This is a genomic window from Clavibacter rahimiani, from assembly GCF_052654495.1.
The window spans coordinates 2,600,840-2,627,257 of the sequence record NZ_CP199790.1 but is presented as its reverse complement, the minus strand read 5'-3'; the positions used below and the strand labels follow the sequence as shown (position 1 = coordinate 2,627,257).

Below are 26,418 nucleotides of genomic sequence, written 5' to 3'. Positions count from 1 at the left end.
CGACATGCGCGTGACACGGCGGCTGGCGCGGGTGACGGCACAGCCGGGTCGGCGGGCGCGGCGGATCAGGAGAGGCGCACGGCCGCGAGCGCCAGGCCCGCGATGAGCGCCCAGGAGAGGAGGCCGGCGGCCAGCGCGGAGCCGCCCTGGCCGACGAGCTCGCGGAGGCGCACCGCGGATCCGAGGGCCACGAGCGCGATCGCGAGGAGCGCCGTCTGCACGACCTGCGCGGCGTCGAGCACGCCGTCCGGCAGCGGGACGAAGGTGCGCACCAGCACGGCGGCGAGGAAGCCGAGCACGAACAGCGGCACGATCGGCGGACGCGACGCGCCCTCCACCCGGCCCTCGCGGCGGCGCATCACGACGCCCGCGACGGCGACCACGGGCGCGAGCAGCAGCACGCGCGTGAGCTTCACGGCGATCGCGATGGTGAGGGCGGCGGATCCCGCGATCTGCGCGGTCGCGACCACCTGCCCCACGTCGTGCACGCCCGCGCCGACCCAGTGGCCGAACGCGACGTCGTCGAGGCCGAGCGGACCGGCGAGCGGCGGCAGCACGGCGATCGCGAGGGTGCCGCAGAGGGTGACGAGCGCGACGGGCGCGCCCTGGTCAGCGGGCTTGGCGCGCGTGACGCCGGCCATCGCGCCGATCGCGCTCGCGCCGCAGATCGAGAAGCCGGTCGCGAGGAGGAGCGGCTGCTGGCCGGGCATCCGGAGCGCGCGGGCGATGGCGTAGGTGCCCGCGAACGACAGGACCACCACGGCGACCACGAGCAGCACGGCGCGCCAGCCGAGCCCGACGATGTCGGAGAGCCCGAGCTGCAGGCCGAGGAGCACCACGCCGATCCGCATCAGCCGCTTCGACGCGAGCGTGAGGCCGGGCTTCAGCGGGCCGGTGAGCGCGGGGCGGGCGGCCGGGACCTGGGCGGCGGCGATCCCGAGGGCGACCGCGACCGTGAGCAGCGGGATCGCCGGGACGAGCAGGTGCACGACCCACGCCACCAGCGCGGCGGCGGCGGCCGCGGCGAGGCCGGGGAGCGCGGGGTGGAGGCGGGAGGCGGTGGCGGGCATCAGATCCAGCCCGAGGGGATCCACGCGTGCAGCCGCCAGAACCAGGTCGGCACGAGCTGTCCCGTCCAGAGCGGGTAGAAGAACGCGCTGACGAGGACGCACACGACGAGGACCGCGCCGACGATCACGACGCCGCGGGTGCGCCGGCGGCGGGGATCGTCCCGCTCGCCGAGGACCATCCCCAGCACCATCGCGAGGCCGAGGAGGAGGTACGGCTCGAACGCGATCGAGTAGAACTGGAACACCGTGCGGTTCACGTAGAGCAGCCACGGCAGGTAGCCCACGACGATCCCCATCAGCACGAGGCCCACGCGCCACTCGCGGCGGGCCGCGAGCCGGTACACGAGGTAGAGCATCGCGGCGACGGAGAGCCACCAGATGATCGGGTTGGCGATCGAGGTGATGGACGCCGAGCACGCGTCGATCGTGCAGCCCGCCTCGCCGGGGCCGTAGCCCTCGTAGTAGAACTGCGTCGGCCGGTACAGCAGCAGCCACAGGCGCGGATCCGCCCGGTAGGGGTGCGTGACGTCGAGCCCCACGTTGAACTGGTACTGCTGCGAGAGGTAGTGCCACAGGCTCTGGACCGACAGCGGCACCCACGCGAGCCCGCCCTGCCAGGCGTTCGCCCCCTCCGCCGCCCAGCCGCGGAAGTAGCCGTCCGCCGTCGCGAACCAGCCCGCGTAGGAGGCGAGGAAGGCGGCGATCGCCGGCGGCACGAGGAGCAGGAAGGAGATCGGTCCCTGAACGACCGCGCCCGCCGTGAACCAGGCGGCGAGCCCGTGGCGGCGGCGCAGGAGCATGTCGGTGAGCACCACGTAGAGGCCGAAGCCCGCGAGGAAGAAGATCCCCGACCACTTGACCGACGACGTCGCGCCGAACGCGAGGCCGGCGGCGATGAGCCAGGGCCGCCACAGGACGACCGGGCCCCACTCGAGCGGGCGGGCGTCGTCCGGGCGGGCGTCGCGGCGGAGGGCGAGCAGCCGCGCGAAGCGGCGCTCGTGCCAGGTCCGGTCGAGGAGGATCGCGCCGAAGCCCAGCAGCCCGAAGAACATGACGTGCGTGTCGAGGAGCGCGACGCGGCTCATCACGATGGCGTGGCCGTCGATCGCGAAGAGGAGGCCGGCGATGGCGGCGACGACCGCGGATCCGGTGAGGCGGCGGGCGATGAGCATGAGCAGGACGACCGCGAGCGTGCCGACGACGGCCGTCGCGATGCGCCAGCCGACCGGATCCGCGGCGCCGAACACCGCGAGCCCGAGCGCGATGACCCACTTGCCGAGCGGCGGATGCGCCACGAACGCGGGCGCCTGCAGGTAGCCGTCGGTCTGCCCGGCGATGAAGTCGGGGTTCGGATCCGTGGGCCAGGAGCCCTCGTAGCCGAGGTGGAGGAGGGTCCACGCGTCCTTGACGTAGAACGTCTCGTCGAACACGAGGGTCGCCGGGTGGCCGAGCGACTGGATGCGGAGCACCGCCGCGAGCAGCGTGATGAGGATCGGCGCGCCCCAGTGCCAGACGCGGCGGCGGGCGGGCGTGGAGACGATGCGCGCCCACCGGTCGTCGAACCGGGATCCGCGGGCGGTGAGCGCCCGCTCGTCGGCCCGCTGGGACGCGCGGGTGGGGACGCCGTCCGTCGCGTCGACCTGCCGGGCCTCGTCGACGCCGTGCGCGGCGGGGCGGTGGGGCATGTCGGGCACGGCTCATCATGGCATGCGGGTGCGCGCCCGCCCGGGCGGGCGGGGAGCCGGCGACCCGCCGGTCGCCGGCAGCTCCCGCGGCGCCGCTACCGGTCGGCGTCCTCCTCGTCGGGCTCCGCGGACTCCGGCTCCTCGTCGAGCAGCAGGAACAGGCCCGCGTACGGGCCGAGGTGCACGGGGAAGCTCGACAGGTCGTCGACCGTGCCGACCTCGTCGCCCGTGGTCGCGTCGCGGACGACCCGGCGGGTCGGGAGGTGCTCGGAGCGGACCGTCGCGAGGATCGGCTCGTTCGTGAAGTTGAGCACGGTGAGCTGCAGGCCGGCGTCGGCGGCGGAGTCGCCCCCGTCGAGCCGGTGCACCATCACGAGCATGCCGTGGTGGCCGACGTCCGGGACGTCGACCTGCGTGCCGACCGCGACGTCGAAGCGCTCGCGCACGTCGAGCACGCTGCGGAGGCCGGAGGCGAACGACGTGGGGTCGTCCACCTGCGCGGGAAGGGATCCGTAGAGCGAGCGGCCGCGCGGCATGCCGGATCCGGACGTGGTCGCCTCGGGCGCCGCGTCGAGCAGGTCGTGGCCGCCGCGGTGCACCCAGCGCGTGTCGCCGCCCTCGATGAGCTCGGCGACCTGCGACGCCTGCAGCGGCAGCACGCCGAGCAGGTCCCACGCGGAGAGCGCGAAGACGCCCGGCTGCCACGCGTTGAACTTCGCGAGCAGGAGGTGCGCGGCGCGGATCCCCGCGACGTCGTCCTCGCCGATCGCGTCGAGGGTCGTGAAGCCCTGCGCGGCGGCGATGACGGAGGCCGTCGTGCAGGCGATGCCGTTCGTGGTGAACACGTGGTTGTAGTCGGCGCTCTCGCCCGTGAGCTCCTCGAGGAGGTCGCCGCGGATCGTGACGGCGAGGTCCGCGCCGGTCACCTCCTCGCCCCGGAACGGGAAGACGTCGGCGCAGTGCTCGGTCGCCCAGTGGACGAGCTCGTAGGTGAGCTCGTCGTGGTTCTGCAGCGCGTGCACGAGGGTCACGGGCTCCACGCCGACCTCGAGCGAGGTGCGGAGCGTGAGGCGCAGGAACTCGGTGTCGCCGGTCGCCAGCGCGTGCTGGTACGCGGGCCGGTTGATGAAGTCGTAGGAGAGGTCCGCGCCGACGCGGCCCGTGTCCCGGATGTCCTCCATCGTGAGGTTCAGCTCCTGGAAGGAGAACCCGCCGACCTTGCGCACCATGCTCGCGATGAGGTGGTTCGCGGCCTCGGAGAGCGGGTGGCCCTCGGACCACGCCGGTCCCTCCACGCTCTTCTCCACGCCGAGGAAGCCGTTCGCATCGAGTCGCAGGGCGCTCGCGCCGAGGTCGCCGAGCGAGTGCAGCGCATCGCCGATGACCATGCGCATGCCCGCGAACGTGGGGTCCAGCCAGTTGATGGAGGGCTGGCCCTGCTTGAAGTAGTGCAGGTAGACCCAGCGGCGCGTGCGGCCGTCGACGCCGAGCACGGGCGCGGTGGCGCTCCAGTTGGTCTCCTTGACGCCGGGCGCGTAGAAGATCACGCGCTGGAGGCGGCCGATGATGTAGCCCTGGTCGGCGAGCGCCTGCTCGGCGGCGACGTCGAGGTTCACGGCGTCGCGGCCCGGCAGCACCTCGGGCAGGAGGTGCCAGTCCTCCTCGGGGATCTCGACCATGTGGTAGATCCCGGGGAAGTCCTTGTAGCCCATCTCCGCCAGGCGGAAGTCGGCGCCCTTGCCGGTGTGGCCGGGCACGATATCGTCGATGACGCTGCCGCCGTGCTGCTCGGCAACGTCGGTGAGTCGGCGGAACTCGTCCTCGGTGCCGAAGGCGGAGTCGATCTGCGTGCTGATGCGGTCGAAGTGGCCGTCGACGCTCGCGGTCTGCGACCACTCGGTGATGCCGCCGGCGAGCTTCACCGGCCCGGTGTGCACGGCCTCGATGCCGATGGCCTCGAAGATCCGCCAGAGCTCGGGGTCGCCGAGCGCGCCGAGGTACGACTCGCCGGGCTTCGTGATGAGCGAGATCGGGTACGCGGTGAACCAGACCGACGCGGTGCCGATGGCGCGGCGGGCGTCCGGGCGCGCGTACGGGTTCGACCACATGCTGGGCGAGCCGGAGAGGCCGCGGCTCAGCACGTCGGCGTCGCCGAGCATCGACTGGCGGCGGAGCCACTCCACGTAGGAGGGGTTCGAGGCGTCGGCGGCGCGCGGGTCCGAGGAGGAGCGGCGGATCCCGCTCGCGCGCATCTGGGGGCGGGAGCGGAGACGCGCGGGACGCGCCGGGAAGCGGGCATCGTCGTACGTGATCTCCGTGGGCTCCGGGTCGGGGATCGCGTTCGTCTCGATGGCGTCGTCCACTGTGGTGCTCCTCGGGGTGGTGGTGCGCGCCCGGTCCGGGCGCCGTCGGCCCGCGGGCCGCTGCCACGAGCGTACGCAGGATGGCGGGCCCCGTGGTCCGCCACGGCGTCGCCCGGCGCCGAGCAGCTCAGCCGCGGGGCCGCTAGGAGCCGGCCCGGTCGTGTGGGAGCATCGCGCCATGGGGAGCGAGGACACGGGGGATGCGTCGGTGATCCACGGGCCGGCGTGGGAGCGCACGGTGCTGCTGCTGGTGCCGCCGAACGACGTCGACGAGGTGCACGAGTCGGTCGACGACTTCTGGCACCTGAACGCCGACCTGGGCGACCGGGAGCGGATCCGCTTCGAGACCGCGCTGGTCGAGCTCGCGGGGAACGTCATCGAGCACGCCGACGGGGGCGAGCGGCTGCTGTGCCAGCTGACCCTGCAGCGCACGGCCACCGCGCTGGAGGCCGTGCTGAGCGACAGCGGAGCCGAGGTGCAGGTCCCGTTCCGCTCGAAGATGCCGGACCCCGAGGAGATGGCGGAGTCCGGCCGCGGCATCGCGATGATCGAGCTGCTGATGGACGACTTCTCCTACGAGCGCGATCCCGACGGCAACCGCTGGCGCCTGGTGATGCGCCTCCCCGACGCGCTCCAGCGCGATCACCACGTCGCCGTCAGCGGCGAGACCTCGAACTGAGCACGGATCTCAGCGTCCGAAGGACGCCGATGCGGGGCAGTCGAACGGGTCGCCGCCGGCGGAGAGGCCGACGCGGTTGAGGTACGCGACGACGATGCCGTACGAGGCCAGCAGCGTGGTCTCGGTGTACGGGATCGAGTGGGTCGCGCAGTACTCCTTGGCGATGACCTGGGCCTTCTTCAGTGCCGGGCGGGGCATGTTCGGGAAGAGGTGGTGCTCGATCTGGTAGTTGAGGCCGCCCATGTAGATGTCGGTCAGCCAGGTGCTCTTGATGTTCCGCGACGTGAGGACCTGTCGGCGGAGGAAGTCGACCTTGGAGTCCTTCGGCAGGACGGGCATGCCCTTGTGGTTCGGGGCGAAGGAGGCGCCCATGTAGACGCCGAAGACGGCGAGCTGGACGCCGACGAACGCGAACGCCATGCCGAGGGGGAGGAAGAAGAACACGACGGCGAGGTAGGCGATGATGCGGGTGGAGAGCATCGAGATCTCGAGCCAGCGCTTGTCGACCTTGCCGCGACCGAAGACCGTGCGCATCGACGTGACGTGCAGGTTCAGCCCCTCGAGGGTGAGCAGGGGGAAGAACAGCCACCCCTGGCGCCGGATGATCGCGCCAGCGAATCCGCGGGCGCCCTGCGCGTCCTCCGGCCGGAACACCAGCACGCCGGGGGCGATGTCCGGGTCCTTCTCGACCACGTTCGGGTTGGCGTGGTGGCGGGAGTGCTTGGTCATCCACCACGAGTACGAGATGCCGACGAAGAGGTTCGCCAGTGTGCGGCCGGCGATGTCGTTGGCCTTGCCGGACTCGAACACCTGTCGGTGGGAGGCCTCGTGGGCGAGGAAGGCGAACTGCGTGAAGATGATGCCGAGACCCGCGGCGATGAGCAGCTGGAACCAGCTGTCGCCGAGGAGAACGAAGCCCGTCACCGCGCCGCCCAGCGCCACCACGGTGGCGGAGAACATCGCGACGTAGAACCCGACGCGGCGGCGGAGGAGCCCCGCGTCGCGGATCGTCCGCAGCAGGCCCGAGTACTCGGACGTCGGGTTCACGCCACCCCCGCGCTTGGCACGCGTCAGCACGATCCGCGGGGCTGCGGTGGTGTCGGTCATGTCTGCTCGTTCCCGGGCCTGGGGGCCTGATCGAGCGGCTCGTGTGGCGAACCGCTGGGGGTGACGTCGTGGATGTGCGGCCGGGGTCTGGGGCAACGCCTGAGCTTCCCACCGAAACGCGTCGAGCGTTCCCAGCCGGTCCTCAGGCGGATGCCCTCGGGTCGGGGAGCGGATACGGGGGCGCGAGCCGCGGCCGGCGGCGGACGGCATGCCAGCATGGATCCGTGCCCGTCGTCGAGTCCCGCCGCATCGTCCCCGTGGAGCCCGCCGTGGCGTTCGCGATCTCGCAGACGCAGGGGGAGATCCGCAAGCGGTGGGATCCCTTCATCGCCCACCAGCACCTCCTCGGCGGCGCGACCGAGCCGGCCAAGGGCGTCCGCACCTTCACCGTCTCGCGCCTCGGCCTCGGCATGGTGAGCGAGTACGTCTCGCACCAGCCGCCCACGAACGTGGGCATGAAGATGACCCAGGGGTCCTGGTTCTTCGCGCGCATGGGCGGCGGGTGGCGCTTCGCGGCGGTGGACGGCGACCCGGGGCGCACGCTCGCGGTCTGGCGGTACAACTTCGCGTGCCGGCCCGCGTGGCTCGCGCCCGTCGCCGAGCGCATCGGGGCGTGGATCCTGCAGCGCGACATGGACCGGCGCATCGACGGCTTCGTGCGCGGCTGCGAGGACCCCGTAGTGCTGGCGCACGTGGGCGCGGGCGCGCCCGCCGCGGGCTGACGGGTGTTCCTGCGGGACCGGTCGCGCGGACGCGACACGTGGAGCCTGGTGCTCCTGGGGGTCGTCCTGTGCGCGGTGTCGGTGCTCGGGCTGACGGGTGCCTTCGGGGAGCTCAACGGCGCAAGGCACTTCGGCACCATCGTCCTCATCGGCGTGCCCCTGGGGCTCGTCGCGATCGGGGGCGGGATCGCGAACGCGTTCCGCGGCGGCAGCGACCTGCGCGAGGGCGACCGCGATGCGCCCGAGCCCGGCGACCGAGCCGACCTCCCGCGCCCGGACGGCAGCGGTCCGGACGGCACCGACCCGGCGCCCACCCGCCCGGATGGGATGATCGACCGGTGATCATCCTCGGCGCGACCCCCATCGGCAACCTGGGCGACGCGTCGCGGCGGCTCGTGGAGGCGCTCTCCTCCGCCACGGTCGTGGCCGCCGAGGACACCCGCACGACCATCCGCCTGCTCGGCGCGCTCGGCGTCGAGAACCGGCCGCGTCTCATCGCGCTGCACGACCACAACGAGCAGGAGCGCTCCGCCGACCTCGTCGAGCTGGCGCGCGAGACCGACGTGCTCGTGCTCTCCGACGCCGGCATGCCCGCGATCTCCGACCCCGGCTTCCACCTCGTGGAGGCAGCGGCCGCGGCGGGCGTCCGCGTCACGGTGATCCCCGGCCCGAGTGCCGTCCTGAGCGCGCTCGCCGTATCCGGTCTCCCCACCGACCGCTTCACGTTCGAGGGCTTCCTGCCGCGCAAGGGCGGCGACCGGCGCCGCGTGCTCCGCGAGCTCGTGCGCGAGCGCCGCACCATGGTCTTCTTCGAGTCGCCGAACCGGCTGCAGGCGTCGCTCGAGGACGTCGTCGCGGAGTGGGGGCCGGATCGCCGGCTCGTCGTGTGCCGCGAGCTCACGAAGCTCTACGAGGAGGTGCGCCGCGGATCCGCCGCCGAGCTCGCCGCCTGGGCCGCCGAGGGCGTGCGCGGGGAGATCGTCGTCGTGGCCGAGGGCGCGGCGGCGCTCGAGGTCGACCTCGCCACGGGTGTGACGCAGGTGCTCGAGCTGGTGTCCGACGGCGCGCGCCTCAAGGACGCGGCCGGCACCATCGCGGAGGCGACCGGCCTCGGCAAGCGCGACCTGTACCAGGCGGCGCTGCAGGCCAGGTGACCCGGCCGGCGGGCTAGCCCGTCGGATCCTGCGCGCGGCGCTCGCGGAACGCCACCATGTTCATCCGGTTGCCGCAGCGCACGCTGCAGAACCGCTTCGACCCGTTGCGGGACAGGTCGACGAGCACGCCGTCGCAGTCGTCGGCCGCGCACACCCGCAGGCGGTCGGTGGCGTCGGAGCGCACCACGTCGATGAGCGCCATCGCGGCCTCCACGAGCACGCGGTCGGCGAGCGGCGCGTCGTCGGGCGTCGCGTGCAGGTGCCAGTCGAGGACGTCGTGCCGGACCAGCCGGGGGGAGGCGCGGTGGCGGGCGAGCAGCTCGTTGACGGGATCCACCATGGCGTCGCGGTCGAGGGTCCAGATCTCGCGCAGCCGGGCGCGGGCGTCGTGCACCTGCCGGAGCTCGCGCTCGTCGCGGTCGAAGCGGCCGGAGAAGCCGCTGCGCGTCATGAGGTCGGCGAGCTGCTCCGGGGTGGCCAGCAGGTCGAGGCCGGATCGGGTGGCGCGCGGCGCCGTGTTGAGGATGACGGCGTCGAACGCGAGCACGTCCTCCGTGTCAGGGGCGAAAAGCAATTTGACTCCTTATCCGAGACCAGTCTAGCGTCAGGACCGTAGGCCGCTTGGCCCCTGACGGAACGAGCTCATCATGGAACGACGCCACCTCACCACCGGACTCGTGCTCGCGGTCGTCGCCGCGGCGTCCTTCGGCCTCTCGGGCGCGTTCGTGAAGCCGCTGCTCGAGGCCGGCTGGAGCCCGGTCGCCGCGGTCACGCTGCGCGCGCTCATCGGCGGGCTGCTGCTCGCGCCGGTCGCGCTCGTGCAGCTGCGCGGCGACCTCCGACCCGTGCTGCGGGCCTGGCGGCGGGTGCTCGGCATGGCGCTCGTGGGCGTGGCCGGCGCGCAGGTGATGTACTTCGCGGCGATCGAGCGGATCCCCGTCGGCACGGCGATCCTCATCGAGTTCATGGCGCCGCTGCTGCTCGTCGCGGTGGCGTGGGCGATGAGCCGGCGGCGGCCCGCGGTGCCGGTGCTCCTCGGATCCGTCGCGGCGGCCGGCGGGCTCGCGCTCGTGGTGTCGCCGTCGGGCGGCGGGGCGCTCGACCCGATCGGCGTGCTGCTGGCGATCGGCGCCATGGTTGGCTGCGCGGGGTACTTCGCCATCGCGGCGCAGGGCACGGACGGCCTCCCGCCCGCGGCGCTCGCGGCGGCGGGGCTGCTCGTCGCGGCCGTCGTGCTGGGCCTCGTCGGCGTGACCGGGATCCCGCCCTTCACCGGCTCCGTCGCCGACGTGGTCGTGCTCGGGAACGTGGTGCCGTGGTGGGTGCCGATGCTCGTGGTCGGCGTCATCGCGACGGCGCTCGCGTACGGGGCGGGGATCACGGGGAGCGCGATGCTCGGGTCCCGCCTCGCGTCCTTCGTGGGCCTCCTCGAGGTCGCGGCGGCCGGCGCCTGGGCGTGGCTGCTGCTCGGCGAGGAGCTGACGGCGCTGCAGATGGTGGGCGGCCTGCTGATCGTCGCGGGGATCGTGGCGGTGCGCTTCGACGCGCGGGCGGACGCGCTGCCCGTCGCGCTGCCCGTCGGCGTCGAGCCCGGGAGCGAGGCGGGCGCGGAGGCCGCGCCGTCGCCGTCGCCGTCGCCCGAGGCGGATCCCGACCCGGCGCTACGGGGCCGGTGACTCCGCCGCGTCCACCGGCTCGAGGTGGGCCAGCACGCGTTTGAGGTGCATCGCGGTCAGGACGCCGGGGCCCATGGCGCGGCCGAGCTCCTGGGATCGCCGGTCGACGGCCTCCACGAGCAGGCGCACCCGCCGCGCGGCCTCGCCCATCGCGCGGTGGCGCTCGGGGGAGTCGGGGTCGTCGAGGTCGAGCACGCCCGCGACGGCGTGGCACGCGTCGCGGACCGGCCCGGTGATCTCGCGGTCGAGGCGGGGAGCCCCCGGCCGCTCCCAGATGGTGTCCGCGAGCGCCCCCGAGATGTCGCGCACGTGGAAGACGATCTGGTCCATCGCCTCGAGCCGCGCGTGGTCGATGCGCACGTCGCGCTTGTTGAGGAGCGCGCGCGGGTTGCCCTTGCGGCTCTCGTCGGCCTCGGCGAGGTCGGCGCGCACGGCGCGCGCGGTGTCAGCGAGGCCCTCGCTGGCGAGGATCCAGTCGTCGTGCGCGGGCGGCGCGTCGGACTCGACGGCGTCGCCCACCTCCCGCAGGCGCTGCGCGACCTCGCGCTGGAACGCGCCGATGCGGGCGCTCGCGGCGCCGCTCGTCAGCTGCGGGACCACGAGCACGTTGACGAGGAGTCCGGTGACGACGCCGACGGCCATCTGCACGAGGTAGCCGAGCGAGTACGTGTCGGCGTCCTGGCCGCCGACGATGAGGACGAACAGCGCCGCCATCGGCACGTACTCGCGGCCCGCGCCGAACCAGCCGGAGCCGGAGAGGATCACGCCGATGCCGACGATCACGGGGATCGACCACCAGGACGGGCCCGTGGTCAGGGTCACCGCGGTCGCGAGGACGATGCCCGCGCCGAGCCCCAGGAGCGTCTGCAACCCGGTCTTCGCGGATCCCATGAGGGTCGGGTACATGCTCACGAGCGCGCCGAGCGGCGCGTAGTAGGGGTAGTCGTTCGCGACGCCGGGCACGTAGGGCGCGATGGCCCACGCGATGCCGACCGCGAGCGCCGTCTTGGCCGCCAGCAGGAGGCGGCCGGTCGAGGTCGCGGCGTGCCAGGCGCGGGCGGCCTCGGTGCGCACCGCGGGGGATCTCATCCCCCGAGGCTAGGTGACGCGCGCGCGGGCGCCGTCCGGGCGGCGCCCGTCCGGACGGCTGCCGGCGTCAGGCCCCGGTGAGCCGCGCGATCTGCTCCGCCGTCAACTCGAGGTCGGCGGCGCGTGCGGAGTCGGTGATGCTCTCGGGTCGGCTGGCCCCCGGGATCGGCAGCACGGCGGGCGAGAGCGCGAGCTCCCACGCGAGCGCGACCTGCTGCGGGCTCACGCCCAGCTCGTCGGCGACCTCGCCGAACGCGCGGTTCTCGTCCGCGAGGCCGGCGGTGCCCTGGATCCCGCCGATGGGGCTCCACGGCAGGAACGCGAGGCCGAGCTCGGTGCACAGCTCGAGCTCCGGCAGGCTCGCGCGCCAGCCGGGGGAGAAGCGGTTCTGGACGGACACGAGCTTCGTCCCCAGGATGCGGTGCGCCGTGCGGATCTGCCCCGGGTCGGCGTTCGAGATGCCGACCGCGCGCACGATGCCCTGGTCGACGAGCTCGCCGAGCGCGCCCATGGTCTCCTCGTAGGGCGTCGCCGGATCCGGCCGGTGGTGCTGGTACAGCGCGATCGCCTCGACCCCGAGCCGCGCCGCCGACGCACGGGCGGCCTCGTGCAGGTGGGCGGGGGAGCCGTCGGTGTCCCACGGGCCGTCGTCCCGGTGCAGCATGCCGCCCTTCGTGGCGACCACGACGTCGGACACGTCGCCGCCGTACGCCTTCAGCGCCTCGGCGATGAGGATCTCGTTGTGCCCCACGCCGTCCGCGTCGAGGTGGTACGCGTCCGCGGTGTCGATGAGGGTGACGCCCGCGTCGAGCGCCGCGTGCACCGCCCGGATCGACGTCTCCCTGTCCTTGCGCCCGTCGACCGACATGGGCATGCCGCCCAGACCGATCGCCCCGACCTCGTACGGACCCAGCTGCCGTGCCCTCATGGTGACCTCCTCGTCGCCTGCCACGCTACGCCGGTCAACCCGCGTCGCCCGGCCCGCCCGGCTCGCGCCGCACGGCCCGCCCGGCTCGCGCTCGTCCGCTCGTCCGCACGCCCGCCGAGGTCGGCCGCGGCGGTGGATACGCTGGACCGGTGCCGCGCGGACGAGGTCACGAGCCCTCCGCATCCGGCGCCCGACCGTGAGGAAGAGCATGCAGATCCACCGCGTCCGCGTCCACCGCAGCGACGAGGCCCTGCCTCCCGGGGAGCAGCTGGCGGGGCGCATCGCCGCCGTCGCCGCGGACCCGGTCGAGGTCGACGCCGAGGTCACCGAGATGATCGTCAACCGCATCATCGACAACGCCGCCGTCGCGACCGCCTCGCTCACCCGCGCGCCCGTCGTCGCGGCGCGCGCGCAGGCCCTCGCGCACGGTCCGTCCACGGGCGGTGCCGGCGCGACCGTCGTGGGCGCGGATCCCCGCACCCGCGTGAGCGCCGAGTGGGCGGCCTGGGCGAACGGCGTGGCCGTCCGCGAGCTCGACTACCACGACACCTTCCTCGCGGCCGAGTACTCGCACCCGGGCGACAACATCCCGCCGATCCTCGCGGCCGCGCAGCACGCGGCCGCCGCGGGACGCCCCGACGGCCGCGCGCTCACGGGCGCCGACGTGGTCCGCGGCATCGCGACCGGCTACGAGATCCAGGTCGACCTGGTGAAGGCCATCAGCCTGCACGCGCACAAGATCGACCACGTGGCGCACCTCGGCCCGTCGGCCGCCGCGGGCATCGGCACGCTCCTCGGGCTCGACGAGGGCACCGTCTTCCAGGCCATCGGCCAGGCCCTGCACACCACCACCGCCACGCGCCAGTCGCGCAAGGGCGCGATCAGCACGTGGAAGGCGCACGCGCCCGCCTTCGCCGGGAAGATGGCCGTCGAGGCGATCGACCGGGCGATGCGCGGCCAGACCAGCCCCACCCCCATCTACGAGGGCGAGGACGGCGTGATCGCCTGGCTCCTCGACGGCCCCGACGCGGCCTACGAGGTGCCGCTGCCCGCGCCCGGCGAGGCCAAGCGGGCGATCCTCGACACGTACACGAAGGAGCACTCGGCCGAGTACCAGGCCCAGGCGTGGATCGACCTCGCCCGGCGCCTGCACCACGCGCACCCGGTGCTCGCGGACGCCGCGCGCGTCGACCGCGTGCTCATCCACTCGTCGCACCACACGCACGTGGTCATCGGGTCCGGCGCGAACGACCCCCAGAAGTACGACCCGCGCGCCAGCCGCGAGACGCTCGACCACTCGATCCCGTACATCTTCACCGTCGCGCTGCAGGACGGCGCCTGGCACCACGTCGACTCGTACGCGCCCGAGCGCGCCGGCCGCCCCGACACGGTGGACCTCTGGCGCCGCGTGACCACGACCGAGGACCCCGAGTGGACCCGCAGGTACCACTCCATGGACCCGGCCGAGAAGGCGTTCGGCGGGCGGGTGGAGATCCGGCTGACCGACGGCTCGACCATCGTCGACGAGATCGCCGTCGCCGACGCGCACCCGCTCGGCGCCCGGCCGTTCGCGCGCGCCGACTACGTGGCGAAGCTCCGCACGCTCGCCGACGGCGTGCTCGAGGAGACCGAGGTCGACCGCTTCCTCCGGCTCGTGGAGCGCCTGCCCGAGCTGACCGCCGACGAGCTCGCCGGCCTCACCGTGACCGCCAGGCCCGGCCTGCTCGGCGGCGCCGGCTCCCCGAAGGGACTCCTCTGATGCTGCACTCCGCCCTCACCTCCGCCGCCAAGCGCCGCGCGTTCCGCGAGCGCCTCGCCTCAGGCGAGCTGCTCCGGATGCCCGGCGCGTTCAACCCGCTCTCGGCCCGCCTCATCCAGGACAAGGGCATGGACGGCGTCTACATCTCCGGCGCCGTGCTCTCGGCCGACCTCGGCCTGCCCGACATCGGGCTCACCACGCTCACCGAGGTGGCGGGGCGCTCGCAGCAGATCGCGCGCGTCACCGACCTGCCGTGCCTCGTGGACGCCGACACGGGCTTCGGCGAGCCGATGAACGTCGCGCGCACCGTGCAGATGCTCGAGGACGCGGGCGTCGCGGGCCTCCACATCGAGGACCAGGTGAACCCCAAGAGGTGCGGCCACCTCGACGGCAAGCAGGTGGTGGACGAGTCGACGGCGCTGAAGCGGATCCGCGCGGCCGTGGACGCCCGCCGCGACCCCGACCTGCTGGTCATGGCCCGCACCGACGTGCGCGGCGTGGACGGCATGGCCGCCGCGGTCGACCGGGCTCGCGCGCTCGTCGACGCCGGCGCCGACGCGATCTTCCCCGAGGCGATGGCCGACCTCGCCGAGTTCGAGGCGATGCGCGCGGCCGTCGACGTGCCGATCCTCGCCAACATGACCGAGTTCGGGAAGAGCGAGCTGTTCACGACGTCGCAGCTGCGCGACGTGGGCGTGAACATCGTGATCTACCCGGTCTCGCTGCTGCGCCTCGCGATGGGCGCCGCCGAGCGCGGCCTCGACGCGATCCTCGAGGAGGGCACGCTGGCCTCGAAGGTGCCGGAGATGCAGACCCGCGCCCGCCTCTACGAGCTGCTCGACTACGCCGGGTACAGCGCGTTCGACGAGGACGTGTTCACCTTCACGCTGGAGGGGAACCGCGGCGGGGTATAGCTGCGGATATAGAACGTGCGCATGTGCCGCGTAAATTGCGGCGCGTCTGTAGAATGCGGCGTTGCCTGCATTATGCCTTCAGCTGTTCCTGCCGTAGGATCCCTACATGGGTAATCGCTTCCCGAACGACACATGCGTTTTTTGCCACAAACCGAATCACGGCGTGGGTGAGCACGTGTGGCCGTCATGGTTTATCGCTGAATTCCAAGAACAGGGTCCGCATGTAAGCTCGCATGCTGGTGTGCCTTACATGAAGCGCGACAAGTCGACTCCAGTCGTTATGTCAGCTCTCCCAGGGGTGCACGTCCCTGCGTGTAAGGAGTGTAATTCAGCTCTCGATGCGAATCTTGAGAAGCCGGCAAAGGGTATTGTAAGGCGTCTTCTCGCGCACAAAGAATCTACTGACAAGCTAGACGTCTCGGGTGACGAAAGTTCGGCGTTGGCCTGGTGGATACTAAAGGTGGGCCTTCTTGCAATGCACCCGGATGCGAGTTACGATCACAGTGGTGTCAATAAAGATCCTGATCGACCGAGGCTTTCCTTTCTCCAAGCGGAGTGGCTGGGATGGATGAAGGACGGGGCGGCGCCTCCGTCTGGATTCTCTGTGTTTTTGACTCGGCGCGCACTTCATCCCGAAGCTGATGAGCCCGCTCGGATGCAGCACATATTATTGCCACGCCTGGTCGTCGACGGAAGAGATCTTAATTTCTTTAGCAAAGCCTTCGGCTTCACGGGGGTCAATGCCACGATTGTATGGCACCCGGGGCTCTCGATTACTCACGCACAAGTAGATGCCCGACGTGCAGTGCGGCTTTGGCCCGATCCGCATGGATTTGATTTTGGCGCATTGCCGCAGGTGCATCCAAAGGAGTTGGCATTCTGGCGCGATGAAAGTTACACGGATCTGACTGAGGTTGAATTAGTTGAGCGCTCTAAGCGACCGCTAAGTGTCCAGTCGGACGCGCAGGAGCTGCTTCGCGCAATTTTCGACATAGGGGCTTAATGGTCTATCACGCTGGATATCGCGTCTGCACGTTTAGGCATCATCAGGAGGGAGTGGCTTTACGTTTGACTTGAGCACCAAGCCGGGGCGACCGTTGCGCGCGTCAGTGCGTCACCCCCCCCGCAGAGCCCGTCCCGCACGAACGCGGCCAGCGCCGCGCGCCGCCGCGCGTGCAGGTCCGCCGCGTCGTCCGTCGTCGCGACCGTCGTGATCGAGACCTGCGCCCAGCTCGCGGCCGTGGCGATGAGCAGGGTCCACACGTCGTCGGGCTCGAGGTCCGCGCGGATCCGGCCCGCGGCCTGGGCGGCGGCGATGTCTCGGCGGTGACCCGCGTCGTGGTCCTCGAGGCCGGGGTAGAGGTAGCCGGTGCCGTCGCGCTCGAGGCGCTTCCACATCACCAGGCGGGCGAGCGCGGGATCCTGGAGGTAGTCGTCGTAGAGGCGCTCCGCGTAGCCGGGCAGGTCGTCGGCCGTGAAGGGCACGCGGTCGCCGTTCGCGATGACGTGCGCGGCGAAGACGGCGTCGAACAGCCGGTCCTTGGCCCCGAAGTGCGCGTACAGCATCGGCTTGCTCATGCCGGAGGCCGTGGCGATGCGGTCGACGCGAGCTCCCGCGATGCCGCGGGCGGCGAACTCGTCCGTCGCGGCGTCGAGGATGCGCTGGCGTGTGCGGTCGGCCGACGTCGTCATGCCGCCGACTTTACATGCCTACCAACTGGTAGGTAGGTTGAGCGCATGCGGACCACAGCCCTCCTCTCCCCGGCCTCCGGCCAGCCCCTCCGACCTGTCGGCATCGACCGCCGCGACCTCCGGCCCGACGACGTCGACGTCCGCGTCACCCACTGCGGCGTCTGCCACTCCGACCTCCACGCGCTCGGCCAGCCGGGTCGCGACCACGCGCTCGTGCCCGGCCACGAGTTCGTCGGGGAGGTGGTGGCCGTCGGATCCGCGGTCACGTCCTTCGCGCCCGGCGACCCCGTCGCGATCGGCAACATCGTCGACTCGTGCGGCGCGTGCCGCATGTGCCGGGCGGGGCACGAGAACATGTGCGTCGAGTTCCCGACGCTCACCTACGGCGGCCGCGACCGCGTCGACGCATCCACGACCCTCGGCGGGTACTCGGGCCGCTACGTGGTCCGCGAGTCGTTCGTCTACCGCCGGCCGGAGTCGCTGGATCCCGCCGCCGTCGCCCCGCTCATGTGCGCGGGCGTCACGGTGTGGGAGCCCCTGCGCGCCGCGGGCGTCGGGCCGGGCACGCGCCTGGGCGTCGTCGGCCTCGGCGGGCTCGGCCACCTCGCGGTGCGGCTGGGGCGGGCGCTCGGAGCCGAGGTCACGGTGTTCACGACGACCGCGGCCAAGGGCGCCGACGCCGTGCGCCTGGGCGCGACCCGCGTGGTCGTGTCCACGGACGCCGCGGCCATGGCCGCGGCCGGATCGAGCCTCGACCTCGTGCTCGACACCGTCTCCGTCGACCACGACCTCGCCCCCTACCTCCGGGTGCTCGACCTCGACGGGACGCTGTGCGTCCTCGGCTTCCTCGGCCCGCTCGGCGTGCAGGCGATGGACCTCCTCACCGCACGCCGCCGCCTCGGCTCGTCGGGCAGCGCCGGACGGCCCGCCACGCAGGACCTGCTCGACTTCTGCGGCGAGCACGGGATCACCGCGGACGTGGAGGTCGTGCCCGTCGCCGACGTCGAGGTCGCCTTCGACCGGCTGCGCCGCAACGACGTCCGCTACCGCTTCGTGCTCGACATGGCGGGGATCGACGACGCGGTCTGAGCGGCGGCGGTCGCGTCAGGCGCCCGTGACCGCCGCGACGACCTCCGCCACGGCCCGCTCGACCTCCGCCGCGACCGCGTCCCGGTCGCCCGACTCGGAGTCGTGGACGAAGGCGGTGGCACCCCGGCGCGCGCCGCAGTAGTCGAGGATCCCGTGCCCGACCTGCGTCTCGAACGACGCGAGGTAGCCGTGCCGGGCGAAGGACTCCCGGCTCGTGCCGGAGACGGGCACGAGGTGCACGGTGAGGCGCTGCAGCCGCTTCTCGATGCGGCCGTCGTCGTCGACGCCGAAGGCCCAGCCGGCGATGAACGTGCGGTCGATCCAGCCCTTGAGCAGCGCGGGCATCGACCACCACCACACGGGGAAGACGAGCACGACGTGATCCGCCCGGTCGAGCCGCGCCTGCTCGGCGACGACGTCGGCGGGGGCGGCGGCGTCGCCCGAGTAGGCGCGCCGGTCGGCCATGCCGAAGACCGGGTCGAAGCCCTCCTGCGCGAGGTGCGCGACCGTCGTGCGGTCGGTGCCGAGCGCGTCGGCGAGCCGGCGGGCGACGTCGTGGGTGAGGGAGTCGGGATCGGGGTGGGCCGTGACGATGAGCGCGGGCATGCGTCCATCCGACCACGCGCGACCGGGCGTCCTCGCCGGATCGCCCGGCGGGGGTCAGCGCAGGGCGCGCGCGTTCCGGCGGTCGAGCCCCCGTGTGGCGGCGCCGAGCGTCAGGTCGATCAGCCAGCCGACGAAGCCGACGAGGGGCAGCAGCACGATGACGAGCGACCAGACGACCTTGGCCGTCCTGCTGCGGCGCGGGTCGCGCGTGACCTGCACGAGCGCGACGAGGTCGAGGGCGAGCACGATGCCGATGATGATCGTGTGCCAGGCGGTGAGGGATCCCACGGTGTCCTTCCGGATGCGCGGCCGACGAGCTCGGCCTGCCTGCACCGTACGACGCGGGTGCGCCCGGGCGCGTCACCCCCGGGTACGACCCGGGCAGGCCGCCGGGCCCGGTAGCCGGGCCCGACCCGCCGTCAGTCGAGCTCGGCCGGGGTCTGCTCCGCCAGGAGCGCCCGCGCCGCGATCCCGATGATCGCGCTGTACGTCGGGTACGCGAACCGCACGTGCGCGAGGGTCGCGACGTCGACGCCCGCGGCCATCGCGGTGGTGACCGACTGGATCACCTCGACCGCGTTCTCGCCCACGGCGTGCGCGCCGAGGATCAGCTCGCGGCGGCGGTCGGCGATGAGCAGGAGGAAGCCGGCCTCGCGGTCGTCGATCACCGCGCGGTCGACCGCGGAGAACGGCACGCGCGCGACGACGCACGCGCTGTCGCGCTCGCGGGCCTCCGCCTGGGTGAGGCCGACGCCCGCGTAGTCGGGGTCGGTGAAGCCGCCAGCGGGGAGGAGCTGCAGCGGGATCCGCCGGTTGACGCCCAGCACCGCGTTCTCGGCCGCGGCCTCGCCCTCGGACTGCGCCGCCTGCACGAGCATGTCCTTCCCGTTGGCGTCGCCCACCGCGAGGATGTGCGGCACGCGCGTGCGGAGGTACCGGTCCACCGGGATCGCGGACCGGGCGACCTCGACGCCCGCGGCCTCGAGCCCCAGGTCCTCGACGTCGGCCGGCCAGCCGGTGGCCATGATCACGGCGTCGAAGCTGGAGGACTGCGGGCGGTCGCCGTCGCGCCAGAGCAGCGTGAGGGATCCGTCGCCCGAGCGCGTGATGCCCGTCACCGTGTCGATGCCCACGTGCACGCGCACGCCCTGCGCGACGAACGCGTCGGACACGGCCTCGGAGATCGCCGCGTCGGAGGCGGTGAGCACGCGCGGCGCGACGTCGAGGAGCGTGACCTCGGATCCGAACGAGCGGAAGACGGTGACGAGCTGCGCGCCCGTGTTGCCGGCGCCGATCACGGCGAGGCGACGGGGGATCCCGGGCAGCGCGAGCACGTCCTCGGGGACGGTCGCGAGCTCGGCGCCGGGCACGGGCAGGCGGCGGGAGTGGCCGCCGACGCACACGATGATCGAGCCCGCGGTGATCCGGCGCCCGCTGTCGAGCACGAGCGTCCGGTCGTCGACGAAGCGCGCGCGGCCCTCGTGGATCAGCTCCACGCCCGCCTCGCGGAACCGCTCGCCCTCGCGCTTGAGGGAGCGCACGCGGTCGACCTGCTGGTGCACGCGCGCCACGATCGACGGCCAGTGCGGCGTCGGCTCGCCCACGCCGATCCCGTTCTCGCCCGCCGAGCGGACCTCGCGCACGAGGCGCGCGGTCTTCGCGAGCACGCGCGTGGGCACGCACCCGGTGTTGACGCACGTGCCCCCGACGCGGCCGGCCTCCAGCACCACGACGGACGCGCCCAGCTCGGCGGCGCGGAGGGCGGCGGCGGTGCCCGCGGGTCCGGCGCCGATGACGGCGACGTCGTAGTGGGCCGGGGTGTCGGGGGTATCGGGGGTGGCGTCCGATGCGTCGGCGGCGGGATCGGCGTGGTCGGTGCTCTCGGGCATGGCGTCCTCCGGGGTCGGCGCGGCTGCGCGGGCGGCGCCTCGGGTGCGCCTGCTCGTGAGGCTACCGAGCGGATCCGGCCGCGACCCGGGTCCGGAGGCACCCGTCATGCCGCGGGGCCGGGCCGGTGGCCCCTCGCGTCTTCTCCCCAGCCCGCCCCCGGGCGTGCACCCGGCCGTCGCGGGCGACCCTCGCTCCCGCGCCACCCGCCCCGATACAGTGACGAACGCACCCGGAGGCACCCGATCCGCCGACCACGCGGGTGCGGCATGCCGCGAAGGAGCAACATGACCGACATCCGCAAGGGCCTCGCCGGCGTCGTCGTCGACACGACCTCCGTGAGCAAGGTCGAGCCGGCCACCAACTCCCTCCTCTACCGCGGCTACCCGGTGCAGGAGCTCGCCGGCTCCTGCTCCTTCGAGCAGGTCGCGTACCTGCTGTGGCACGGCGAGCTGCCCACCGACGAGGAGCTCGCGCACTTCGAGGCCCAGGAGCGCGCCGAGCGGCAGCCCGACGAGGCCGTGCTGCGGATCGTCGACGCGCTGCCCGTCGACGCGCACCCGATGGACGTCCTCCGCACCGCGGTCAGCGCGATCGGCGCGGCGGATCCGACCCCGGAGGACCACTCCGCCGACGCCGACCTCGAGCGGTCCGTGCGCCTCCTCGCGCAGATCCCCGTCCTCATCGCCTACGACCAGCGCCGCCGCCGGGGCCTCGCCCCCGTCGAGCCGCGCGACGACCTCGGCCTCGCCGAGAACCTGCTCCTCATGGTGCACGGCGACCGGCCCACCGAGGCCGACGCGCACGCGCTCGAGGTGTCGCTGATCCTCTACGCCGAGCACTCCTTCAACGCCTCCACGTTCACGGCCCGTGTCATCACCTCCACGCTCGCCGACCTGCACTCCGCCGTCACCGGCGCGATCGGCGCGCTCAAGGGCCCGCTGCACGGCGGCGCCAACGAGGCCGTGCTCGAGACGCTCGACGAGATCGGCGACGCATCCCGGGTGGAGGCGTGGCTCGACGAGGCGCTCGCCGCCAAGCGCAAGGTCATGGGCTTCGGGCACCGCGTCTACCGCGCGGGCGACTCGCGCGTGCCCACCATGAAGGACGCGCTCGACGAGCTCGTCGCCGTGCGCGTCGCGGCCGGCGGCCCGGCGGGGGAGTCGGCCGTCCGCACCATGGAGCTGTACGACGCGCTCGAGCGCGGCATGGCCGAGCGCACCGGGATCCTGCCGAACCTCGACTACCCGTCGGGCCCGGCGTACGCGCTCCTCGGCTTCGAGACGCGCGCCTTCACGCCGCTGTTCGTGGCCGCGCGCGTCGTCGGCTGGACGGCGCACATCGTCGAGCAGCGGGCCGCGAACTCGCTCATCCGGCCGCTCTCCGAGTACGACGGGCCGGCCGAGCGCCACCTCTCCTAGGCACGCCCGCCGGCAGCGGAGGCACCGCGTCCGACGCCCGTCACGCGGCCGGGAGCCCTCCCGCCGATCGTTAGGATGGAGCCCATGTCCCGCGGCGAGCCCTTCTACATCACCACGCCGATCTTCTACGTGAACGACGTCCCGCACATCGGGCACGCGTACACGGAGGTCGCCGCCGACGTCCTCGCCCGCTGGCACCGCCAGCGCGGCGACGACACCTGGTTCCTCACGGGTACCGACGAGCACGGGCAGAAGATCCTCCGCACCGCCACGGCGCACGACACGACCCCGCAGGCCTGGGCCGACCGCCTCGTCACCGAGAGCTGGCAGCCGCTGCTCGAGGCCGTCGACATCTCCAACGACGACTTCATCCGCACCACGGACGCCCGCCACGAGGAGAGCGTCACGATCTTCCTGCAGCGCCTCCACGACGCCGGGTTCATCTACACGGGCGAGTACAAGGGCTACTACTGCGTCGGCTGCGAGGAGTACAAGCAGCCCTCCGACCTCCTCGAGGGCACGGGGCCGTTCGAGGGCCAGCTGGTCTGCGCCATCCACTCCAAGCCCGTGGAGCTGCTGGAGGAGAAGAACTACTTCTTCCGCATGAGCGACTTCGGCGAGCGCCTCCTCGCCTTCTACGAGGAGCGCCCCGACTTCATCCAGCCCGAGAGCGCCCGCAACGAGATCCTGTCGTTCGTGCGCCGGGGCCTCGAGGACCTCTCCATCTCGCGCTCCAGCTTCGACTGGGGCATCCCGATCCCGTGGGACGAGAGCCACGTCGTCTACGTGTGGTTCGAGGCGCTCATGAACTACGTCACGGCCATCGGCTACGGCGTGGACGACGAGCAGTTCCAGCGCCGCTGGCCCGCCACGCACCTCGTCGGCAAGGACATCCTCCGGTTCCACGCGGTCATCTGGCCCGCCATGCTCATGGCGCTCGGCGAGGAGCCGCCCCGCCGCGTCTTCGGTCACGGCTGGCTGCTCGTCGGCGGCGAGAAGATGTCGAAGTCGAAGCTCACGGGCATCGTGCCGCAGACCATCACCGACACCTTCGGCATCGACGCGTTCCGCTACTACTTCATGCGCGCGTTCGCCTTCGGCCAGGACGGCTCCTTCAGCTGGGAGGACCTGAGCGCCCGCTACCAGGCGGAGCTCGCCAACGGCTTCGGCAACCTCTCCTCCCGCGTGATCGCCATGGTCGGCCGTTACTTCGAGGGCCGCGTCCCCGAGGCGCACGAGCTCACCGAGGCCGACGAGCGCGTGCTGTCGGTCGCGCGTGCCGCGGCCTCCACCGCGGACGACGCCATCGAGCGGCTCGCGATCCACGAGGCGCTCGCCGCCGTGTGGACCCTGGTCGACGAGCTCAACGGCTACATCACCAGCCAGGAGCCGTGGGCGCTCGCCAAGAAGGACGAGGACCGCGCGCGCCTCGAGACCGTGCTGCACACCGCGGTCCGCGGCCTCGGCACGCTCGCCGTGCTGCTCGCGCCCGTCCTGCCCGGCGCCACCGCCAAGCTCTGGACCGCGCTCGGCGGCGACGGCACGGTGGGCCAGCAGCGCATCGACCTCGCCGACCAGTGGACCGGATCCGGCGTCGTCACCCCGCTCGAGGCGCCGCTGTTCCCGCGCATCGAGCAGGAGCCGACGGCCGCCACCGCGTGACGTCCCGGGTGCCGCGCCCCGCCGGGCGCGGCACCCTCCCGTCGGTAGAGTGAGCGCGATGTCCGATTCGAACTACGTGCGCCAGCGCGACACCACCGCGGTCCACGGCCAGACGCGCGACCTCACGTACCCGCCGCTGCCCGAGGCGCTCACGGTCCCCGTCTACGACAACCACACGCACCTCGAGATCGCGGACGGCGAGTCGCCCATCGACTTCACCGAGCACCTCGACCGGGCGAGCTCGGTCGGCGTCCGCGGCGTGATCCAGGTCGGCGGCGACCTCGAGACGTCCCGCTGGTCGGCCGAGACCGCCGCGCACGAGCCGCGCATGCTCGCCGCCGTCGCGATCCACCCGAACGAGGCCCCGGCGTACGAGGAGGCGGGCACGCTCGACGACGCGCTCGCCGAGATCCACGAGCTGGCCGGTCGCCCGCGCGTGCGCGCCGTCGGCGAGACCGGCCTCGACTTCTTCCGCACGGGGGAGGACGGCCGCGCCGCCCAGCAGCGCTCGTTCGAGGAGCACATCCGGATCGCCAAGGAGCGCGGCATCGCGCTGCAGATCCACGACCGCGACGCGCACGACGAGGTCGTCGCCACGCTGCTGCGCGTCGGCGCCCCCGAGCGCACCGTCTTCCACTGCTTCTCCGGCGACGAGGACCTCGCCCGCATCTGCGCCGAGAACGGCTGGTACATGTCCTTCTCCGGCACGGTCACCTTCAAGAACGCGCACGATCTCCGCGAGGCGCTCGCCTTCGCGCCGCGCTCGCTCCTGCTCGTGGAGACGGACGCGCCGTTCCTCACGCCCGTGCCGTTCCGCGGCCGGCCGAACGCCCCGTACCTCATCCCGCACACGCTGCGGGCGATGGCCGCGCACCTCGGCACCGACGTCTCGATGCTCGCCGCGCAGATCTCCTCCAACACCGAGCTCGTCTACGGCCGCTGGGATGACGAGCCCGTCACGTCGCCGTCGAAGGACCCCGCCGAGATCGACCCGGCGGGCCGCGCGTGAGCGACGAGGCGTCGACCACGCCCGCATCCGCCGGACCACCCGCATCCGCCGCACCCGCCACGCTGCTCGGCCCCGCGGAGATCCGCGACCTCGCCGAGCTCCTCGGCGTCGCCCCCACCAAGAAGCTCGGCCAGAACTTCGTCATCGACGCGAACACCGTGCGCCGCATCGTCCGGGTCGCGGGCGTCACGGCGGGCACGCACGTGGTCGAGGTCGGGCCCGGGCTCGGATCCCTCACCCTCGGCCTCCTCGAGACGGGCGCGAGCGTCGTCGCGGTGGAGATCGACGGCCGGCTCGCCGAGCAGCTGCCGATCACCGTGGGCCTGTACCAGCCGGAGGCCGACCTCACCGTCGTGCACGAGGACGCGCTGCGCGTCGCCGAGCTTCCCGGGGATCCGACCGCGCTCGTCGCGAACCTGCCCTACAACGTCTCCGTGCCCGTGCTGCTGCACCTGCTCGAGCACTTCGCCGCGATCCGCACGGGCGTCGTCATGGTGCAGGCCGAGGTCGGGCACCGCATCGCCGCGGCGCCGGGATCCAAGGTGTACGGATCCCCGAGCGTCAAGGCCGCCTGGTACGGCGCGTGGCGCACGGCCGGCCAGGTCAGCCGCCAGGTGTTCTGGCCGGTGCCGAACGTCGACTCCGTGCTCGTCGCGTTCGAGCGCCACGCGGAGCCCTTCGCGTCGGAGGCGCTGCGCGTGCGCACCTTCCGGATCGTCGACGCGGCCTTCCAGCAGCGCCGCAAGATGCTCCGCCAGGCGCTCGCCGAGCTGCTCGGCGGGAGCGAGGCGGCGTCCGCGCTCCTCGAGGCCGGAGGGGTGGCCCCCACTTCACGGGGCGAGCAGCTGAGCGTCCACGACTACCTGCGCGTAGCGCACGCCTGGGCCGATCGGGACGCGGACGGAGTGCCTCCCGCCCTCCGCTAGGTTGGAGCACATGACCTCCGCGGCCACCACCTCCGACGTGGTGCACGCGCGGGCCCCCGGCAAGATCAACGTCTCGCTCACGGTGGGCGCCCTCCAGGAGGACGGCTACCACGACGTCGCCACCGCCTACCAGGCCGTGAGCCTCTACGAGGACGTGTGGGCCACCAGGTCCGACGGCTTCTCCGTCGAGTTCGGCGGGTCCATCGACACGTCGCACCTCACCACCGGCGCCGACAACCTGGCGATCCGCGCCGCCCGCCTCCTCGCCCGGAACACGGGCCACCGCGGCGGGGTGCACCTGCGCATCGAGAAGAACGTGCCCATCGCGGGCGGCATGGGCGGCGGATCCGCGGACGCCGCGGCCACCCTCCTCGCCTGCGACGCCCTCTGGGGCACCGAGCGCACGCGCGACCAGCTGCTCGCCCTCGGCGCGGAGCTCGGGGCCGACGTCCCGTTCGCGCTCGCCGGCGGCACCGCCATCGGCACGGGCCGCGGCGACCGCCTCAGCCCCGCGCTCGCGAAGGGCACCTTCCAGTGGGTGCTCGCCATCGCCGAGTTCGGCGTCTCCACGCCCGACGTCTACGGCGAGCTCGACAAGCACCGCGAGCGGCACGCGCAGGACATCTTCCCGGCGCAGCAGATCCCGCAGGTCGACTCGGGCGTCCTCCAGGCGCTCCGGGCGGGGGATCCGCACATGCTCGCCGAGGTCCTCCACAACGACCTCCAGGCACCCGCGCTCCACCTCGCGCCCGGGCTCGGCGAGGTGCTGCAGCTCGGCGAGGAGAACGGCGCGCTCGCGGGCATCGTCTCGGGATCCGGCCCCACGGTCGCGTTCCTCGCGGCCGACCTCGACAGCGCGCTCGAGCTGCAGATCGCCTTGAGCGCCGCCCGCCTCACGGTCATCCGGGCCACCGGGCCCGTGCACGGCGCGCGCATCATCACCGGCTGAGCCGGAGCGCGGCGCACGGCGCACCGCCCCG

Annotated in this window: 25 protein-coding genes; 14 read left to right on the top strand and 11 right to left on the bottom strand. The window is 73.0% G+C overall.

Annotated features, from left to right (window positions below):
* Positions 1–65: 65 nt before the first annotated feature.
* From ACT7CP_RS12435 to treS, 3 genes are all read right to left on the bottom strand, one after another.
* Positions 66–1,070, bottom strand: a complete 1,005-nt coding sequence (locus ACT7CP_RS12435) for a YeiH family protein (protein WP_445442475.1) — start codon at positions 1,068–1,070, stop codon at positions 66–68.
* Positions 1,070–2,755 (bottom strand): dolichyl-phosphate-mannose--protein mannosyltransferase, encoded by a 1,686-nt coding sequence (locus tag ACT7CP_RS12430; protein WP_445443988.1) that lies wholly within the window; start codon positions 2,753–2,755, stop codon positions 1,070–1,072. The genes ACT7CP_RS12435 and ACT7CP_RS12430 overlap by 1 nt, the downstream gene beginning before the upstream one ends.
* Before the next feature lie 95 nt (positions 2,756–2,850).
* The gene (treS, locus tag ACT7CP_RS12425) at positions 2,851–5,118 is read right to left on the bottom strand and encodes a maltose alpha-D-glucosyltransferase (RefSeq protein ID WP_445442474.1); all 2,268 of its coding nucleotides are present in this window, start codon (positions 5,116–5,118) and stop codon (positions 2,851–2,853) included.
* Positions 5,119–5,296: 178 nt separating this feature from the next.
* Here treS and ACT7CP_RS12420 point away from each other — a divergent pair, with 178 nt between their 5' ends.
* Complete coding sequence (locus ACT7CP_RS12420) at positions 5,297–5,797, top strand: ATP-binding protein (RefSeq protein WP_413964225.1); 501 nt, start codon at positions 5,297–5,299, stop codon at positions 5,795–5,797.
* A gap of 9 nt (positions 5,798–5,806) precedes the next feature.
* Here the strand turns inward: ACT7CP_RS12420 and ACT7CP_RS12415 are convergent, their stop codons facing one another.
* Positions 5,807–6,904 carry a fatty acid desaturase family protein gene (locus tag ACT7CP_RS12415; protein WP_445442473.1) on the bottom strand — a complete coding sequence of 366 codons (1,098 nt, stop codon included), beginning with the start codon at positions 6,902–6,904 and terminating at the stop codon, positions 5,807–5,809.
* Between the two features lie 224 nt (positions 6,905–7,128).
* On the opposite strand from ACT7CP_RS12415, the gene ACT7CP_RS12410 reads away from it, so the two are divergent.
* From ACT7CP_RS12410 to rsmI, 3 genes are read left to right on the top strand one after another with little or no spacing between them, the layout of a single operon-like run.
* Positions 7,129–7,626 (top strand): SRPBCC family protein, encoded by a 498-nt coding sequence (locus ACT7CP_RS12410; protein WP_445442472.1) that lies wholly within the window; start codon positions 7,129–7,131, stop codon positions 7,624–7,626.
* 48 nt (positions 7,627–7,674) lie between these two features.
* Positions 7,675–7,968, top strand: a complete 294-nt coding sequence (locus tag ACT7CP_RS12405) for a hypothetical protein (protein WP_445442471.1) — start codon at positions 7,675–7,677, stop codon at positions 7,966–7,968.
* Positions 7,965–8,780: a 16S rRNA (cytidine(1402)-2'-O)-methyltransferase gene (rsmI, locus tag ACT7CP_RS12400; RefSeq protein WP_445442470.1), complete on the top strand. Its 816-nt coding sequence runs from the start codon at positions 7,965–7,967 to the stop codon at positions 8,778–8,780. The genes ACT7CP_RS12405 and rsmI overlap by 4 nt, the downstream gene beginning before the upstream one ends.
* A 13-nt stretch (positions 8,781–8,793) precedes the next feature.
* Here the strand turns inward: rsmI and ACT7CP_RS12395 are convergent, their stop codons facing one another.
* Positions 8,794–9,354, bottom strand: a complete 561-nt coding sequence (locus ACT7CP_RS12395) for a CGNR zinc finger domain-containing protein (protein WP_445442469.1) — start codon at positions 9,352–9,354, stop codon at positions 8,794–8,796.
* A 73-nt stretch (positions 9,355–9,427) separates the two neighbouring features.
* Here ACT7CP_RS12395 and ACT7CP_RS12390 point away from each other — a divergent pair, with 73 nt between their 5' ends.
* Positions 9,428–10,456 carry an EamA family transporter gene (locus ACT7CP_RS12390; protein WP_445442468.1) on the top strand — a complete coding sequence of 343 codons (1,029 nt, stop codon included), beginning with the start codon at positions 9,428–9,430 and terminating at the stop codon, positions 10,454–10,456.
* Here ACT7CP_RS12390 and ACT7CP_RS12385 read toward each other — a convergent pair.
* Both ACT7CP_RS12385 and ACT7CP_RS12380 read right to left on the bottom strand, forming a co-directional pair.
* The gene (locus tag ACT7CP_RS12385) at positions 10,442–11,545 is read right to left on the bottom strand and encodes an FUSC family protein (RefSeq protein ID WP_445442467.1); all 1,104 of its coding nucleotides are present in this window, start codon (positions 11,543–11,545) and stop codon (positions 10,442–10,444) included. The genes ACT7CP_RS12390 and ACT7CP_RS12385 overlap by 15 nt on opposite strands.
* A 67-nt stretch (positions 11,546–11,612) precedes the next feature.
* Positions 11,613–12,473 carry an aldo/keto reductase gene (locus ACT7CP_RS12380; RefSeq protein ID WP_445442466.1) on the bottom strand — a complete coding sequence of 287 codons (861 nt, stop codon included), beginning with the start codon at positions 12,471–12,473 and terminating at the stop codon, positions 11,613–11,615.
* A 208-nt stretch (positions 12,474–12,681) separates the two neighbouring features.
* On the opposite strand from ACT7CP_RS12380, the gene ACT7CP_RS12375 reads away from it, so the two are divergent.
* The 3 genes from ACT7CP_RS12375 (at position 12,682) to ACT7CP_RS12365 (ending at position 16,149) form a co-directional block, all read left to right on the top strand.
* The gene (locus tag ACT7CP_RS12375) at positions 12,682–14,232 is read left to right on the top strand and encodes an MmgE/PrpD family protein (protein WP_445442465.1); all 1,551 of its coding nucleotides are present in this window, start codon (positions 12,682–12,684) and stop codon (positions 14,230–14,232) included.
* Positions 14,232–15,146: a methylisocitrate lyase gene (prpB, locus tag ACT7CP_RS12370; protein ID WP_445442464.1), complete on the top strand. Its 915-nt coding sequence runs from the start codon at positions 14,232–14,234 to the stop codon at positions 15,144–15,146. The genes ACT7CP_RS12375 and prpB overlap by 1 nt, the downstream gene beginning before the upstream one ends.
* A gap of 106 nt (positions 15,147–15,252) precedes the next feature.
* On the top strand, positions 15,253–16,149 hold the full coding sequence (locus tag ACT7CP_RS12365; protein ID WP_445442463.1) for a hypothetical protein: 897 nt from the start codon (positions 15,253–15,255) through the stop codon (positions 16,147–16,149).
* Between the two features lie 59 nt (positions 16,150–16,208).
* On the opposite strand, the gene ACT7CP_RS12360 is transcribed toward ACT7CP_RS12365, so the two are convergent.
* Entirely contained in the window at positions 16,209–16,838 is a 630-nt protein-coding gene (locus ACT7CP_RS12360; protein ID WP_445442462.1) for a TetR/AcrR family transcriptional regulator, read from the bottom strand.
* Positions 16,839–16,883: 45 nt separating this feature from the next.
* Between ACT7CP_RS12360 and ACT7CP_RS12355 the strand changes: the two genes are divergently transcribed.
* Positions 16,884–17,927, top strand: a complete 1,044-nt coding sequence (locus tag ACT7CP_RS12355; RefSeq protein ID WP_445442461.1) for an NAD(P)-dependent alcohol dehydrogenase — start codon at positions 16,884–16,886, stop codon at positions 17,925–17,927.
* 15 nt (positions 17,928–17,942) lie between these two features.
* Here ACT7CP_RS12355 and ACT7CP_RS12350 read toward each other — a convergent pair whose 3' ends face one another.
* The 3 genes from ACT7CP_RS12350 to ACT7CP_RS12340 form a co-directional block, all read right to left on the bottom strand.
* Positions 17,943–18,533: an NAD(P)H-dependent oxidoreductase gene (locus ACT7CP_RS12350; RefSeq protein WP_445442460.1), complete on the bottom strand. Its 591-nt coding sequence runs from the start codon at positions 18,531–18,533 to the stop codon at positions 17,943–17,945.
* 54 nt (positions 18,534–18,587) lie between these two features.
* Positions 18,588–18,821 (bottom strand): PLDc N-terminal domain-containing protein, encoded by a 234-nt coding sequence (locus ACT7CP_RS12345; protein ID WP_445442459.1) that lies wholly within the window; start codon positions 18,819–18,821, stop codon positions 18,588–18,590.
* Between the two features lie 131 nt (positions 18,822–18,952).
* Positions 18,953–20,422, bottom strand: a complete 1,470-nt coding sequence (locus ACT7CP_RS12340; protein ID WP_445442458.1) for a dihydrolipoyl dehydrogenase family protein — start codon at positions 20,420–20,422, stop codon at positions 18,953–18,955.
* Between the two features lie 267 nt (positions 20,423–20,689).
* Here ACT7CP_RS12340 and ACT7CP_RS12335 point away from each other — a divergent pair, with 267 nt between their 5' ends.
* The 5 genes from ACT7CP_RS12335 (at position 20,690) to ACT7CP_RS12315 (ending at position 26,387) form a co-directional block, all read left to right on the top strand.
* The gene (locus tag ACT7CP_RS12335; RefSeq protein ID WP_445442457.1) at positions 20,690–21,841 is read left to right on the top strand and encodes a bifunctional 2-methylcitrate synthase/citrate synthase; all 1,152 of its coding nucleotides are present in this window, start codon (positions 20,690–20,692) and stop codon (positions 21,839–21,841) included.
* Positions 21,842–21,925: 84 nt separating this feature from the next.
* A complete protein-coding gene (gene metG, locus ACT7CP_RS12330) occupies positions 21,926–23,503 on the top strand; it encodes a methionine--tRNA ligase (RefSeq protein WP_445442456.1) in 1,578 nt (525 codons plus the stop codon).
* A gap of 58 nt (positions 23,504–23,561) precedes the next feature.
* Positions 23,562–24,512, top strand: coding sequence for a TatD family hydrolase (locus ACT7CP_RS12325; protein WP_307506726.1), 951 nt, complete (start codon positions 23,562–23,564; stop codon positions 24,510–24,512).
* Complete coding sequence (rsmA, locus tag ACT7CP_RS12320; RefSeq protein ID WP_445442455.1) at positions 24,509–25,438, top strand: 16S rRNA (adenine(1518)-N(6)/adenine(1519)-N(6))-dimethyltransferase RsmA; 930 nt, start codon at positions 24,509–24,511, stop codon at positions 25,436–25,438. The genes ACT7CP_RS12325 and rsmA overlap by 4 nt, the downstream gene beginning before the upstream one ends.
* A gap of 10 nt (positions 25,439–25,448) precedes the next feature.
* Positions 25,449–26,387 carry a 4-(cytidine 5'-diphospho)-2-C-methyl-D-erythritol kinase gene (locus ACT7CP_RS12315; RefSeq protein ID WP_445442454.1) on the top strand — a complete coding sequence of 313 codons (939 nt, stop codon included), beginning with the start codon at positions 25,449–25,451 and terminating at the stop codon, positions 26,385–26,387.
* Positions 26,388–26,418: the final 31 nt, after the last annotated feature.

Coding starts and splice junctions, on each gene's coding strand:
- ACT7CP_RS12335 (WP_445442457.1), top strand. CDS start 20,690: ATGCCGCGAAGGAGCAACATGACCGACATCCGCAAGGGCCTCGCCGGC.
- ACT7CP_RS12350 (WP_445442460.1), bottom strand. CDS start 18,533: ATGCCCGCGCTCATCGTCACGGCCCACCCCGATCCCGACTCCCTCACC.
- ACT7CP_RS12360 (WP_445442462.1), bottom strand. CDS start 16,838: ATGACGACGTCGGCCGACCGCACACGCCAGCGCATCCTCGACGCCGCG.
- ACT7CP_RS12430 (WP_445443988.1), bottom strand. CDS start 2,755: ATGCCCCACCGCCCCGCCGCGCACGGCGTCGACGAGGCCCGGCAGGTC.
- ACT7CP_RS12340 (WP_445442458.1), bottom strand. CDS start 20,422: ATGCCCGAGAGCACCGACCACGCCGATCCCGCCGCCGACGCATCGGAC.
- ACT7CP_RS12355 (WP_445442461.1), top strand. CDS start 16,884: ATGCGGACCACAGCCCTCCTCTCCCCGGCCTCCGGCCAGCCCCTCCGA.
- ACT7CP_RS12390 (WP_445442468.1), top strand. CDS start 9,428: ATGGAACGACGCCACCTCACCACCGGACTCGTGCTCGCGGTCGTCGCC.
- ACT7CP_RS12325 (WP_307506726.1), top strand. CDS start 23,562: ATGTCCGATTCGAACTACGTGCGCCAGCGCGACACCACCGCGGTCCAC.
- ACT7CP_RS12435 (WP_445442475.1), bottom strand. CDS start 1,070: ATGCCCGCCACCGCCTCCCGCCTCCACCCCGCGCTCCCCGGCCTCGCC.
- ACT7CP_RS12380 (WP_445442466.1), bottom strand. CDS start 12,473: ATGAGGGCACGGCAGCTGGGTCCGTACGAGGTCGGGGCGATCGGTCTG.
- ACT7CP_RS12420 (WP_413964225.1), top strand. CDS start 5,297: ATGGGGAGCGAGGACACGGGGGATGCGTCGGTGATCCACGGGCCGGCG.
- ACT7CP_RS12385 (WP_445442467.1), bottom strand. CDS start 11,545: ATGAGATCCCCCGCGGTGCGCACCGAGGCCGCCCGCGCCTGGCACGCC.
- ACT7CP_RS12365 (WP_445442463.1), top strand. CDS start 15,253: ATGGGTAATCGCTTCCCGAACGACACATGCGTTTTTTGCCACAAACCG.
- ACT7CP_RS12375 (WP_445442465.1), top strand. CDS start 12,682: ATGCAGATCCACCGCGTCCGCGTCCACCGCAGCGACGAGGCCCTGCCT.
- ACT7CP_RS12315 (WP_445442454.1), top strand. CDS start 25,449: ATGACCTCCGCGGCCACCACCTCCGACGTGGTGCACGCGCGGGCCCCC.
- ACT7CP_RS12415 (WP_445442473.1), bottom strand. CDS start 6,904: ATGACCGACACCACCGCAGCCCCGCGGATCGTGCTGACGCGTGCCAAG.
- prpB (WP_445442464.1), top strand. CDS start 14,232: ATGCTGCACTCCGCCCTCACCTCCGCCGCCAAGCGCCGCGCGTTCCGC.
- metG (WP_445442456.1), top strand. CDS start 21,926: ATGTCCCGCGGCGAGCCCTTCTACATCACCACGCCGATCTTCTACGTG.